The organism is Flagellimonas algicida, from assembly GCF_049629585.1.
Classification (GTDB): Bacteria; Bacteroidota; Bacteroidia; order Flavobacteriales; family Flavobacteriaceae; genus Flagellimonas.
In genome coordinates, this window is the sequence record NZ_JBMYIX010000001.1 from 865,903 (window position 1) to 878,644 (window position 12,742).

The following is a 12,742-nucleotide window of genomic DNA, read 5'->3' on the forward strand; positions in this document are numbered from 1 at the left end:
GGAAAACTACGGAAGCCATCCGGACCAGACCCTGCCTTATTTCCGCAAAAATCAATATGACCCACGATCAGTACCGCTACATCCTATCCAATATCAACGTATTGGAGAGGTACATGTAACGGGCATAGGGCTTGGACCGCTCCCCAGCAAACTCATGGGCCTTCCCAAAATGATAGGTCGCCTTCTCTTGGTTTTTTAATTTGATGTAGTATTCTCCCATGGCCAGGTTGGCAATCCAATTATTGGGATTTTTATGGAGCATTTCGGACAAAATTTCAAAGGTTTTTTCAGGATTGCCCTCCAATAGCATAAAACTCAGAGGGTAGTAGTAAAAATAGGGAAAGCCCTCTCCCACTTCCAATGCTTTCTGCTCGTAAGTCTTACTTTCCTGCGACATTCCTTTTTGGGCCAAGAGTTCGGATTTCAACATCAGGTTACGGAACTCCTCTCCCATGGCAATGGATTTTTCGGCATAGTGTAAGGCCGCATCCACATTCTTGGTTTGGGTCAAGGTCAATTGTGCCAATTTGATGTAGTCATCAGAGGTTTTCTCTTCCTTTGATTTTAAATCGGAAAGTACATTGGCGGTAACATCCGTGCCGATGGTAATTCCACATTTCACTGTGGACCATTGCAATTCCAAAACGGCTTCTTCGGCCTCCCTTGTGGTGAACTCATAGGTGAGCCATTCCCGGTATTCACTTGGTTCAGGTGTTGCGGTAACCCGAAGGGCATCCTCTTTGGGGTCATAACTGAAACTTCCCCAACTTTCATGGTTCTTCGAAAAAATATAGGTCCACTCCCCATCCCGCACAAAAATGTGCAATCCGTAGGTGCCTTTGGCAAGGGGTTTTCCCTGTATCGTTACGTCATGGGTAAAAGTAATGGTGGTATTCTCGTTGGCCCCGGCACGCCAAGGGTATTCTACCCCATCGACCACAAAATCATAGGGTACGATGCCGCCAAAAATCTTGCGCTGCTTTGCAGCCGGACTGTTGTAGGTCACGGTTACATCGGTTGTGCCGATTCGCTGCATGATGCTGGCTCGCTGGCTGACCTTTGTGGCCACCAACATATCTTGGGCCAAGGCCATATGGCAACTTATTACTACAAAGTTTAATGCGATTACTAGAAATCGTAGGTTCATTTTTTATCGTTTTTTTGATGTGTTATTGTATTTTCAATCCTTTGGTATCCACAAATCTCCCGGTGACCAACCATCCGCCGAAATCCTCTGAAACGGCCAGTAAAAGTGTATTCTTTCCTTTTCTCAAGTGGAGATATGCCGCATCGAAGAGACCGATTGTGCCCAAATAGCGATAGTCCCGGGAACGGTATCTATTGTTGCCCTTATAAATGGGTTTGCCATTAAGGATAACCACTGCCCTATCACTGTAGCCAAACTCAAAGAGTTTGGTCATATCCGATGTGGCGTCCAGCTCAATTTTGGCAAATACAGTGTTGCCGGGGGTATCATTGAAGCGTTCCACTTTTCGGGAAATATTGGCGGCCGTACCTTCTTCTACCACGACGGATTCACCCCAAGTCCTGTCGGCAATGATTTGTGGGATTTTGGAATGATCATCCAACAATTGTTCCTCGAACTTATCGGAGAGCTGCCACTTCGGAACAAGTCCTTCAATGGGCTTGCGGTCCAAGGGCTTAAAATTCTTGAGTTCGTGCTTGGCCCTATCAATTTTGATGTTGGCCAGATGCATGCCTTGGGCATTTCCGCCATTCAACGAGATGCCGCCCTCCACGGGTTCATGGAACAATTGCCAAGAAAGGTTCGGTTCCTCTGAATAATCCAGAAACACTTGGGCCTTGTCTTCATGGACCACCAGTTTCACATGGGTCCAATCATCGTATTTGTATTCATAGGGAAAGGCATACTTTTCACCATAGTACAACTGCCACGGGGAAATCCCATTTGTCAAGGGAATGGCTTGGTTGGCATCTGGATTGCCCGCTTGGTGTGGACGAATGTAAAAGTGTTCGGCATCATTGCCGTTCATCCTAAAATAGACCCCCGGAAAGGCTTGAACTTCCTTTAAATAGATGTCGTACTCAATGGTGCCGTTCAAAAAATCGCCATCTTTTAGGATGATGGACCCCCCTTGCAGGTAAATGGACTTTTTGCCCTTAAACTCCTCCAAAATATAGGACTCCGCTTCAAAGTTCCAATTGATGGTATCCAAAGGAATAATGTCTTGGGCTTTCCCCAAAAAACAGCCCAAAAGGGCTATGATGATAATGCTCGCTTTTTTCATGATGAATGATTTATGGCCGAAAGGTCCCGTATTCCTTTGTTTTTGCGGAAACAATCCCGTGCAAGTTGATTCATTATGGTTCATGTATCGGATTTTTTCCAACATTTGCAATAGAAGAATATTCGCCTATGTATCCGGAGTATCCATTAGTGCAAAAATGTTTGTCCCAAATTGAACAAAGCCTTGGTTGGGGGCCTTCCGAACATTGGCACAACGATGTCTTTTCTGAATTGAGCGAAAAAATCCAAAACCAAACCCAAGTCCTTTTGAGCCCCACTACCCTGAAGCGTGTTTGGGGAAAAGTGAACTACAAAAGTGCCCCGAGTATCACTACGTTGAACACCTTGGCCCAGTTTGCGGGTTTTGAAAATTGGAGGGATTTCAAGAACAAGAACAAGAACAAGAACAAGGACTCCAAAAAGATCTCAGTGCTGAGTAAAGTGAATTCCAATCTGGGCATTATTATGTTGGCCGCTTCGGTAATGGCGGTGGTCTTTATCTCTTTCTATTCTTTAAAAGGCTCCCAACCCGATACGGAACTCAACACCTCCGGTGTATACTTCAACAGTAGGCCTCTCGCCAAAGGCCTTCCCAACTCGGTGGTCTTTGATTTGGATATCGATTCCATCCAATCGGATAGTATCTACATTCAGCAGTTTTGGGACCCCACCAAGACCATTACATTGGAAATGGGACAGAAACAGGCCACGGGGCAATACTATTATCCCGGGTATTTTAGGGCCAAGTTGGTGGTTGATGGCAAAGCCATTAAGCAACACGACCTGTTCATCAAGTCCGAAGGGTGGTTGGGCACTGTGGATTACGAACCCATTCCCAAGTATGTAGATGAAAAGGATATCCTACAAGGTAAATTGGCATTCGCTCCTTCCCTATTGGAAGAAATAAAGGCAAGCGACGAGCCCATTTCATCAACCTTCCATATAGTGGATGATTTTGGGGCCATTTCCGGGGACAATTTTAGGCTCACCACCCGTTTGAAAAACAGTTATCACGAAAAATGGGCCGTCTGCCAAAAAACCCAGATCATTATTTTGGGTACCAAGAGCAGTATGGTGATCAGCACCTCCATTCCTGGCTGTGTCTCGGAAATTGGGGTGATGATGAGCGATGTGTACCTCAGTGGCAAAAAGCACGACCTGTCCAGTCTTGGTGTGGATCTGTCCGAATTCAAGAACCTTACCCTTGAAGTACAGGAAAAGCAGTTGACCGTCTTCCTTGAGGGCCAACCCATTTTTACTGGAAACTACAACGAATCCATGGGAGACATTGCGGGCATGCGATTCCAGTTTTTAGGAGCGGGGGAAGTGGCCAAAGTGCATTTGCAAGATCTACTCACGGATAAAGTGATTATTGATGAGGATTTTAATTGACCTTTTTTTCAATAAGTCTACCGCTCATTATATCCCTTCCCATCCAAAATTTTTGGAAAACTTTTTTCAATCCGGGATATGCGGGTCTTGGACTGTTTGGGTTGGGAAAAATAGAGCATATAACCCCGTTGTCGCCCTGGGGTGAGGGCTTCAAAAGCAGTTTTGAATTCGGTATCCGTGTCCAGTTTGGTTTGAAGCTCTTCGGGCATTTCAAATTCTGAGGTCTTTTTCAACTTTACCTGTAACCCCGCTTTTTCCACTTCAATGGCTTCGTACAGATACGCTTTTAGGATAGGTTTCATTTCTTGGATCTGTGCTTCTCCCGTAAACCGAATTTGCCGTGCGGATTGTACGTTTTCGGTTTGTTGGACAAGAATTCCTTCGGCGTCCTTCAATAGTACACCTTTGTGGAACAACAGTGCGCAATAGTCCTTAAACCCGTGGATCAACACCACGTTCTTGCCATTATGGGTGTAGCATGGAACGCCCCATTTCAGTTCTTCAATCAATCCGCAATCCAAGATAATTTTCCGTAATTGCTTGTAAGCTGATTGCCATGGGGTATCTTTCTCAAAAAAGAAATCGACTTTTGGATTCATGCTGCGCAATATACCAAATCTTAGGCCATGGCCCGGGCAAAGCCTACAGTATCACGATAAACCTTGGGCGATATCTCCGCATTGTTCTTAAAAAACCGACTAAAATAGTGCTCGTCATCATACCCTAAATCAAAGGCAATTTCCTTGACGGATTTATCGGTGAGGTAGAGTTCCCGCTTGGCTTCAATGACAATGCGTTCCGAAATAAGGTTGGTCATGGTCTTGTTAAAGTGGTTCTTGGTCATCTTGGCCAACGCCTTGGGGCTGATGTTCAGCATATCTGCATACTCCCCTGCAGAGTGTTTGCTCTTGAAGTGGGTCTCGATAAGGTCCTTCAATTTTTGAAGGATAAAGGGTTCCTTTTCATCGGGGGTGTCCTGCAAGGATTCCGGTTGTTGTTTGGCCTTGGACCGTGAAGCCGTTATCAAGAATATCTTCAGATAGGAGACCAATAGCTCGTATTGGGCCAGATCTGCTTTCCGTACTTCAGATTTCATCTGGGAAAGGATCATTTCAAATTCCCCGCGGGTATCATCGGTAACGCAGAAATAGGACGGACTGTAAATGTTGTTGAACAACACCCCGTTGCATGCAATCTGTTCGTTGTGTTTATGGATGCAGAAAAAATCTGGATGGAAATTCAACACCACACCCTCTAATTTATCTTTTTCCTTGAGAGTAAAAGGTTGATAGGGCGTTAGGGCAAACATCGTATCGGGTGTAAAATCGAACTCCGTAAAATCTATTTGGGCGGTGCCACTCCCCTTTTTTATCCAGATCAAGGAATAATAATTGAATCGGTTGAGGGAACAGAACTGGCAATCGTCCTCAAAACTGGAAAGTTTAAAAGCAAGGTTCCCGGTCTGTTCGTTGATGAGCGTGTTGGTATTGTAGATGTCCATTTTTTGGTTTTACAAATTGAATATGTCACTTCGAGCTGTCATCCTGAGCGCAGTCGAAGGAGCTGTCGAGAAGTCTTCAGTCCCAACTGCTTAAATGAGGTCTCGACTGCGCTCGACCTGACAAACCTTTATTGACTATAATCGTCGTTCGGTTTCGGTGATCTGCAGGTCGTTGATGCTCGCGTAGCGTTTCTGCATCAATCCATGTTCATTGAACTCCCAGTTCTCGTTCCCGTACGCGCGAAACCACGCTCCTTCGGCATTTTGGTATTCGTATTCAAAACGAACTGCTATTTTATTGTCGGTAAAGGCCCACAATTCTTTCTTCAATTTGTAATTTTTTTCCTTTTTCCACTTATCGGTCAAAAAGGCGACCACCTCTTCCCTCCCATTTACAAACTGGGAGCGGTTGCGCCATTCGGTATCCACGGTGTATGCCTTGGACACTTTTTCGGGGTCTTGGCTGTTCCAGGCATCTTCTGCCAATTGTACTTTTTCTTGGGCCGTTTCCTCGGTAAAGGGAGGCAACGGAAATTTTTTCTCTTGTGTCATTGTGCGTGTTTTTGTGTGTTGAAAAAAGGGCAGCCCGAAAAACATCGACCTGCCCCTAAAAATTATTTGCTGTTCTTGACCTTGGGCCAGTTGGCATGTGCCGCTTTTTCCAATTGGGTGGTGCGGTTGCTCCAATCTGGGAAGGTGTTGAAAGGTTTCCCGTTGAAATCGCCATTGAAAAACAGATACAGTTTTCCATCGATGATGTCGAACGTCTCTGGATTGATAGGGAATTTGGCTTGTTTTTCGCCTACTCCCCAGGCACAGTACCCATCAAACTCGGGCAAATAGCTGCTGGGCGATTTGGTAAAGGCGTCCTTATTGGCCTTGCTGGCAAAATAATAGGTTGCCCCGTTGTGCTTGGCCGCATGGGCCTTGGTCCCTTTTTGTGGCGTTCCGGAAAAATAGGCCACCACATCGTATCCGCCAATGGCCAAACCATCTGCGTTTACGGGATCGATCTGTGCTTGGGCAAGGGCTCCCCATACAAGGGCCAATCCCAATAGAATTACATTTTTAATTGTTTTCATGATTCTTGTTTTTATTTGATTTGCGTGATTAAACAGTCTGTGCCTCCACTACCGGAAAATCGATATCGGTGTTGGCGGTGTTGTTGAAATAGTTGGTAAGGACGTTCAGGGCCACATGTGCCACGATCTCACCCACGGCACCATCCGAATGGCCGGCAGCTTTAACGGCGGCTACATCTTCGGCACTTACCCTACCGCGTTTTTCCACCAAAGTTTTGGCAAAAAAGAGTGCTGCGGCGATCTTGGGATCTTTGTTCTTCCCTTCGCGGGCCATTTCCAAGGTGGTGGTGTCAATGCCCACCAATTTTTCCCCGATAAAGGAGTGTGCGGACAAACAATAGTTGCAGGTGTTGGATTCCGCTACCGCCAAGGCGATAAGCTCTCCCAATTTTCCGCCTAGGCTTCCTTTGCCCAAGGCATCGCTCAGGTTCAGGTAGCCTTCCAGAACGGCTGGGGAATTTCCCATGGTGCGCATCATGTTGGGCACCATGCCCAATTTGCTCTGGATACCGTCAAAAAGTTCTTTGGACCGTCCGGTAGTTTCCTTGGGTTCCAATGCTTGTAAACGTGTCATAGTCTTGTTTTTTATTATGGATTAATGATGGTACAAAGTTGCGGCGCGGGGTCGTGGGATAAAATGGACAAACTTCACATCCTCTTGGACATTTTTCCCGAAATGTCCATTTGCGCCAAAAGCAAAGGGCCAGACATAAGTCTGGCCCCTTTCCAACCGCACCATCACACTAAACACAGAATTTATTTTTTATGCATTTTCAGCTCGCCCACCAATTCTTGGGTGGTGTATACCTTGCTACTGATCATTTTGTAGTTGGTCTGTGCAGCTTGGTCGCCATCCAGTCCGGGGAGTTTGGCCGAAGCAGTGGCATCGCCCACCACGGCAACCTCAAAACCGTTCTCCACAAGTTCCCTCATGTGCGATTCGGCACAAAGGTTACCGGACATTCCGGCCAAGATCACCTTGTCTATCTTCTGTTTGCGCAGTTGCAGGGCCAAGTCGTTGGATTCGGAACCAAAAACCTTGTGTGGGCTGGTCACCACTACCCTATCCTTGTTGATGTACTTTTTGTAGCGGGGCAACCAGTCGGCGCCGGAACCTTCAAAACCTTCCACGTTCAATTGGTCCCCACGATCGAACATGGTAATGTTGTGCATGAGTTTTTCCAAGACCCCTTCGAACTTCCACACGTGATCGTGCTCGTAGTAGTAGTGGGGAGAAACAAATACGGGAATGTTGTGCTCTTCGCCCAACTTAAAGATCGTTTCCAGGTTCTCAATGGTGTTGTTCTCCTGTACGCTCTGTCCCACGGCACCCCAGGCCACGCCATCGGGGCTAAGGAAATCGTTCTGTGGGTCGGTGATCACTATGGCGGTATGCTCGTCTATAATGAAACCGGGTTCTGGCAATTGGGCAAAAAGCCCTGTAATGGTTGTAGTAAAGACTACTAGTGTTGTGAATACATTTTTCATGGTGTTTGTACTTAAAAATTATTATACTTAATTTGATGGTACAAAGTTGACGCGATCCATAACCTCAAAAAATGGACGATGCACGCCACTGAATGGACAATTTTCCAAAGGCGCATTGGCCAGCACATTGCAGACTTGTATAACTTGTATAATTTGAGATTATGAACGTACGGCTCACCAAGGAACAAAAGATCAAAGTGCTCAACGCCAGGGACATTTACAGCATTATGCAGCAGGTATTGCTGCGCGAGAACAAGATCCGCCGCAACCAGGAACATTTTTGGGTGGTGGGGCTCAACAACATCAACAAGATCATGTTCGTGGAGCTGATCAGCTTGGGTGCGGTGAACCGCATTACCGCCGAACCTCCCGATGTCTTTAGAATGGCGATCTACAAACTGGCCAACAAGCTGGTGATGGTACACAACCACCCCAGCGGGGCGCTGGAGGTGACCGACCCCGACCTGATCTTTACCGACCATATGCTAAAGGCGGGCCAACTGCTACAGATCGAGGTACTGGACCACCTGATCATTACCGAGGAGGGCTATGTGAGCTTTAAGGACCTGGGGCTTATGGACAAACTGAGCGAAAGCGGCCTGTTTGAGATCACCAGCCCCGAACGCCAAGAACTGGAAGAGTTTAAACTGGAAACGGAACGCAAGCGGGCGAAAAAAGAAGGGTTAAAGGAGGCGGCTAAAAGGATGAAAGCTGATGGCGTAGATCCCGAAACCATTAAAAAGTATACGGGGTTGAGTATGAAGGTTATTGGGGGGATTTAAAATAACTCAAAAATATTATTTTAAATTCTTTATTTGTTCCTCTACAGGTTCTAAATATTTAAGATATGTTTGCCTACTAACATCTTCTCCGTCCAATAATGCTTTTAATTCCTGAATAATATCTCCACCTTTAAATGAATCAATAAATCCTTCATGAATAATTTTCTTAACATTTTCGTCACCCCATTTTAAGTCTTTATTCAACTGGTTCACAACATCTTTTATTAAAGGACCCTCACAGAATAAATCAAAAAAACCTGTCTTCTCAAATAACTCAAGACATTCCCTTACAGATTTTATAGACTGCCCACCCTTTTTAAACAACAAAACAGTTGGATACTGTTTGAGCACTTCTAATTGATCAGCATATGCACTATGAATAAAAATTGGTATTCTTCTGTTCAAATAACACCATTTTATATCCTCTAAGATTTCAAAATCCATTATTCCTTCATCCTCCTCTTTCTTTTGAGCCAAATCAAAAACTACTGCTTTTACATCGTCCCAATTATCTTCAGAATAGATGTATTCTCTCAATGTATCCAAAGAAGTAAATTCAATCGGAACTAAGCCTAGTCTCAACCTTCGAACACTTGACTTAATTTGTCTAACAATTGACTCTTCATCATCATAGATTAAAATTTTTCCCATTCGTTTCAATTAAATATTTTTCCTTAATCTAAATGCTGGCCCATAATCTCTGTTTTCAGCGAATATTGACCAATCATTTTTTTCAAGGATACTTCTAGTATATGTCAATCCAAGACCACTTTTATTCTTCCCTGGTTTATTAGAAACACCATATTCAAAAATAATATCAATAATTTCTTCAGCAATTAAAGGGCCTGTGTTACTTATTACCATATCTTCACCTTCAAGACTAAAGAGAATCCTTTTATCATTGTTGGAATTAGTTTTAAGCCAAAAAATCGCATTATTTATTACATTCAAAAAAGAAATCCATAATGCATATTCATTATCCACTATAAAATAATTTTGAAGAGATTGATCAATATCAATGGTAATATTGTGGTCACTTATATCTTTTTTGTAAAGTCTCAGCACTTTAGAAAATGAAGTTAATGGTTTAAATTTTCTACTGACAGATTTTCCTATCGCAGGCTCTAAGGAATCTTTCAGGTCATCTAATGTAGCAACTGCTTCTGAAATGAAATCTAATTGAATTAAAACTCTATTTCTTATTTCAACAGGCTGTATTTCATCACTAGAATCATGAATAGCCAATTCTGCTCCACCTAAAATGGTTATAGGTTGCGCCAACTCATGATATAAGAGTTCCAAACTACTACCTAACGAAGCTAGCTTTTCGGCAAGTGTGAGTCTAAATTCTGCATTATCTAAGGCAGAATTTGTTTCCTTTATAAAATCCCTTGTTCGATTAAGAATAGATGTATTTTTAATATTCTCATTGACAAACTTTAAGTATTCCTCAGATTCGGGCCTAACATTGAATTTTACAGTAGGTCTACCTAAGTTCTTATTCAACCTATAATTGTATCTTAATTGTCCTATTTCTTGCATAGTTCTCAAAAGCATACCCTTAAGTTGATTGAATGCCCTGTTTTCATAAAATCCTTCCCTATTTGTTTTCTCCTTCAATCCGTCATTTTGTGGTGAATACAAATAAACATAACCAAGAACAAGGTTTGGGCCAATATTTTTACCTGGGTCTTGAACCCTTTTTTGGCCAAGTCCAAGCCAATCTTGAACTCCATCTATATCACCATATGGTTTCACTCCAAAACCATTTTTTGATATCCGAAGTCCAAGTAAATTAGAAAGTGTTTTCTTTGTTTCTGATGTATTTGAATTTAACAACCTACCTAATTTTTCTATAGCATCTTTCTCCCTGTCATAAATTCTTATATCAAAAATAAACTCACCAATATCCTTATTTCTATCAACATCAGACAACTCAAGAACTTCTATCTTTTCTTTCCTTTTTGACTTTACTTTATTATAATCGGAAACGTCGAAATCTAAATTCTCTGAGAAAGATTCGCCTTCTATTCTATTAAAATAGAAATAGCCTTTCAAATGACCATCATTATCAATCTTTCCAATTGCCCTATAGCTATATCCATCTAAAATTCTTAATGCAGTAACTTGATGTAAATAAAAATAGCTTGAATCTCCATCAAGTAGATTTGTTCCAAAATTCAGTTCAAAAGTGCTCTTTTCATTTGCAATCGAAACTTTATTGGACAAAACACCCTTTTCCATTAACTCTCTTTGTATAATGTCATTCATGGCCAGCGGTGTAATTAAAACGCCAAGCGATTTCATTATACTAGTATCTTCAAACTTTAAATCATTTTCACTTTTACTAAATTCATCCAGCATTAAGTTATGAAGGCTATAATCTATGTTTTCGATGACAATAATAGTTCCTTCCAAAAAGTGGCCACAATGGCTAGAATTTAAAAATGAAATTAACTCCTCATTTTTATCTTGATTTCTCAATGAGAGATAATCATCTTCCTCAAACAATTTTTTATACTCCCCTATTTCATCACCAGGGAAGTCAATTTTATTGAGCAAAACTTCCTCATGAAATTGATTAGAATCAAGACTTAGCCAATTATATAAATTACATCCATCGGTTTTCGATATCACTGTTAATCTTTGGCCTAATGCCATCGCAGCTAATCTTCCAATGCCTTTATTCCCTAAAAATTTTCTTTGAAAAACCTCACTATGTGTTTTCTTTCTTTTGGAACTCACAGAGGGTTGCAACCATTCACCGAACAAAACATCTGAAGACATTCCTGTTCCATTATCCTTTATAATAACAAATGAATCTTCGACGCTAGGCTCGATATGGATATAAACATCAACACTTATTGCATCTGCATCATATCCATTTTTAACCAGTTCATTTATTGCTGAAGTTGGGTGCCCGATAAGTTCTTCACCCATTTGTATGATTGACCTTGCTCCTGGTAAAAATGAATGCCTTCGTACTTCTATCATAAATCCCTTTTTATGCATTCCGCGATACTTTTTGCCATTAAAGGAGGTACAGCATTTCCAATCTGTTTAAAAGCAGCACTCCTTCCTCCTTCAAAATAAAAATCATCAGGAAAAGATTGGATTCTAGCTGCCTCTCTAACAGATAATGATCGTACCTGTTTCGTGTCAGGATAAATATAATGGTGCCCATCCTTTGCTATATGTGCCACCATGGTATGAGATAAACCTTCTGCATCCACAACCTTAAATCTATCTAAAAAGGATTTTTGATTTTTATGTGTTTTTAGTTTTTCCGGTAAGTCAGGATACTTAAGTCGTTCTTTGTTTTGCCACTTTCTAATGGCAATTTCATAAATAGATAAATCTCTTTGGTTATGTGGCCTTGCTATGTGCTGGGAAACAAAATCTACTCCATTTCTTATGTCAAATTCTTGCAAATAATCAGTAGTCCCAGTTGAATATTCAGAAATGTTGTTCTCTTCACCTGGTTTTAAAGATTTTAAATCGGATAAAATATCTCTAACCTTAAAATCATGTTCAACTTTATGAAACTCTGGATATTTAAAGTCAATATCCTTTCTCCAACCAATAAGAACAACCCTTTTTCTTTTCTGGAGAACGCCAAAATTCTCCGAATGTTGAATAGAATAATCCAGATTATAACCCACGCGTTTGAAATATGCCCTCATGTTTTTAAAATACATCCCCTTTTCAGCAGAGATAAGTCCTAAGACATTTTCAAAGACAAATATTTTAGGCCTGTAGTTTTTTAAAAACTTTGCATATTCCTTATAAAGGTAGTTTCTTGGGTCATCCTTCATCCCTTCTTTATCCCTAGCCCTTCCAACCAAGGAATATGCCTGACATGGAGGACCACCTATTACAAGATCAATCTCCTTATTACCTGCTAGTTCATCAATCTTGTTAAAAATATGCTTATTGTTCTTGCCTCCAATTTCAATATTGAGCACGGATTCTGTTAACAATTTATCTCCAAATGATTCAACTAACTTTTCTCGAGAAATAGCTCTGGTAAGATAATCGTAATAACAATCTAATTTATTTTCAGATTTTAGTTTATGATAGACAAGCCTAGTTTCGAGTGTACTACAAGCATGCTTATCTATTTCAATATGAGCAATAGGATTGAAACCCGCATTTATAAACCCTTCAGATAATCCACCTGCACCTGAAAATAAATCTACAAAATTCATACCGTTGGTTATAAAAACCA

General features: G+C 41.8%; 13 protein-coding genes. 2 read left to right on the plus strand and 11 right to left on the minus strand.

All coding sequences use genetic code 11. The features are described from left to right. Window positions 1-76: 76 nt before the first annotated feature. Window positions 77-1,147, minus strand: coding sequence for a DUF2911 domain-containing protein (locus ACPD8L_RS03865; protein WP_423942018.1), 1,071 nt, complete (start codon window positions 1,145-1,147; stop codon window positions 77-79). 22 nt (window positions 1,148-1,169) lie between these two features. After that, window positions 1,170-2,270: a hypothetical protein gene (locus ACPD8L_RS03870; RefSeq protein ID WP_423942021.1), complete on the minus strand. Its 1,101-nt coding sequence runs from the start codon at window positions 2,268-2,270 to the stop codon at window positions 1,170-1,172. 161 nt (window positions 2,271-2,431) lie between these two features. Between ACPD8L_RS03870 and ACPD8L_RS03875 the strand changes: the two genes are divergently transcribed. Then, window positions 2,432-3,661 carry a hypothetical protein gene (locus tag ACPD8L_RS03875; RefSeq protein WP_423942024.1) on the plus strand — a complete coding sequence of 410 codons (1,230 nt, stop codon included), beginning with the start codon at window positions 2,432-2,434 and terminating at the stop codon, window positions 3,659-3,661. Between the two features lie 17 nt (window positions 3,662-3,678). Here the strand turns inward: ACPD8L_RS03875 and ACPD8L_RS03880 are convergent, their stop codons facing one another. From ACPD8L_RS03880 to ACPD8L_RS03905, 6 genes are all read right to left on the minus strand, one after another. Continuing rightward, entirely contained in the window at window positions 3,679-4,260 is a 582-nt protein-coding gene (locus ACPD8L_RS03880) for a YdeI/OmpD-associated family protein (RefSeq protein WP_421809444.1), read from the minus strand. Between the two features lie 20 nt (window positions 4,261-4,280). Continuing rightward, window positions 4,281-5,162, minus strand: a complete 882-nt coding sequence (locus tag ACPD8L_RS03885; RefSeq protein WP_423942027.1) for a helix-turn-helix domain-containing protein — start codon at window positions 5,160-5,162, stop codon at window positions 4,281-4,283. 135 nt (window positions 5,163-5,297) lie between these two features. Beyond that, window positions 5,298-5,714 carry a DUF1348 family protein gene (locus ACPD8L_RS03890; protein ID WP_423942029.1) on the minus strand — a complete coding sequence of 139 codons (417 nt, stop codon included), beginning with the start codon at window positions 5,712-5,714 and terminating at the stop codon, window positions 5,298-5,300. A gap of 62 nt (window positions 5,715-5,776) precedes the next feature. After that, complete coding sequence (locus ACPD8L_RS03895; RefSeq protein WP_421809447.1) at window positions 5,777-6,244, minus strand: YHS domain-containing (seleno)protein; 468 nt, start codon at window positions 6,242-6,244, stop codon at window positions 5,777-5,779. 28 nt (window positions 6,245-6,272) lie between these two features. Beyond that, a complete protein-coding gene (locus ACPD8L_RS03900) occupies window positions 6,273-6,818 on the minus strand; it encodes a carboxymuconolactone decarboxylase family protein (protein WP_423942032.1) in 546 nt (181 codons plus the stop codon). A 182-nt stretch (window positions 6,819-7,000) separates the two neighbouring features. Then, window positions 7,001-7,732 carry a cysteine hydrolase family protein gene (locus ACPD8L_RS03905; protein WP_152130628.1) on the minus strand — a complete coding sequence of 244 codons (732 nt, stop codon included), beginning with the start codon at window positions 7,730-7,732 and terminating at the stop codon, window positions 7,001-7,003. Between the two features lie 161 nt (window positions 7,733-7,893). Here ACPD8L_RS03905 and ACPD8L_RS03910 point away from each other — a divergent pair, with 161 nt between their 5' ends. Then, window positions 7,894-8,514 carry a JAB domain-containing protein gene (locus ACPD8L_RS03910; protein ID WP_423942035.1) on the plus strand — a complete coding sequence of 207 codons (621 nt, stop codon included), beginning with the start codon at window positions 7,894-7,896 and terminating at the stop codon, window positions 8,512-8,514. 15 nt (window positions 8,515-8,529) lie between these two features. On the opposite strand, the gene ACPD8L_RS03915 is transcribed toward ACPD8L_RS03910, so the two are convergent. Genes ACPD8L_RS03915 through ACPD8L_RS03925 form a run of 3 tightly spaced genes read right to left on the minus strand, consistent with a single transcriptional unit; the run spans window position 8,530 to window position 12,722 of the window. Beyond that, window positions 8,530-9,165: a hypothetical protein gene (locus ACPD8L_RS03915; protein ID WP_423942037.1), complete on the minus strand. Its 636-nt coding sequence runs from the start codon at window positions 9,163-9,165 to the stop codon at window positions 8,530-8,532. Window positions 9,166-9,174: 9 nt separating this feature from the next. Then, window positions 9,175-11,508 (minus strand): ATP-binding protein, encoded by a 2,334-nt coding sequence (locus ACPD8L_RS03920; RefSeq protein ID WP_423942040.1) that lies wholly within the window; start codon window positions 11,506-11,508, stop codon window positions 9,175-9,177. Next, a complete protein-coding gene (locus ACPD8L_RS03925) occupies window positions 11,505-12,722 on the minus strand; it encodes a DNA cytosine methyltransferase (protein ID WP_423942043.1) in 1,218 nt (405 codons plus the stop codon). The genes ACPD8L_RS03920 and ACPD8L_RS03925 overlap by 4 nt, the downstream gene beginning before the upstream one ends. Window positions 12,723-12,742 lie beyond the last annotated feature (20 nt).

Bases quoted from the DNA above. Each gene is read 5' to 3' on its own strand.
- ACPD8L_RS03865 (WP_423942018.1), bottom strand. From the start codon at position 1,147: ATGAACCTACGATTTCTAGTAATCGCATTAAACTTTGTAGTAATAAGT.
- ACPD8L_RS03870 (WP_423942021.1), bottom strand. From the start codon at position 2,270: ATGAAAAAAGCGAGCATTATCATCATAGCCCTTTTGGGCTGTTTTTTG.
- ACPD8L_RS03880 (WP_421809444.1), bottom strand. From the start codon at position 4,260: ATGAATCCAAAAGTCGATTTCTTTTTTGAGAAAGATACCCCATGGCAA.
- ACPD8L_RS03885 (WP_423942027.1), bottom strand. From the start codon at position 5,162: ATGGACATCTACAATACCAACACGCTCATCAACGAACAGACCGGGAAC.
- ACPD8L_RS03890 (WP_423942029.1), bottom strand. From the start codon at position 5,714: ATGACACAAGAGAAAAAATTTCCGTTGCCTCCCTTTACCGAGGAAACG.
- ACPD8L_RS03895 (WP_421809447.1), bottom strand. From the start codon at position 6,244: ATGAAAACAATTAAAAATGTAATTCTATTGGGATTGGCCCTTGTATGG.
- ACPD8L_RS03900 (WP_423942032.1), bottom strand. From the start codon at position 6,818: ATGACACGTTTACAAGCATTGGAACCCAAGGAAACTACCGGACGGTCC.
- ACPD8L_RS03905 (WP_152130628.1), bottom strand. From the start codon at position 7,732: ATGAAAAATGTATTCACAACACTAGTAGTCTTTACTACAACCATTACA.
- ACPD8L_RS03910 (WP_423942035.1), top strand. From the start codon at position 7,894: ATGAACGTACGGCTCACCAAGGAACAAAAGATCAAAGTGCTCAACGCC.
- ACPD8L_RS03915 (WP_423942037.1), bottom strand. From the start codon at position 9,165: ATGGGAAAAATTTTAATCTATGATGATGAAGAGTCAATTGTTAGACAA.
- ACPD8L_RS03920 (WP_423942040.1), bottom strand. From the start codon at position 11,508: ATGATAGAAGTACGAAGGCATTCATTTTTACCAGGAGCAAGGTCAATC.
- ACPD8L_RS03925 (WP_423942043.1), bottom strand. From the start codon at position 12,722: ATGAATTTTGTAGATTTATTTTCAGGTGCAGGTGGATTATCTGAAGGG.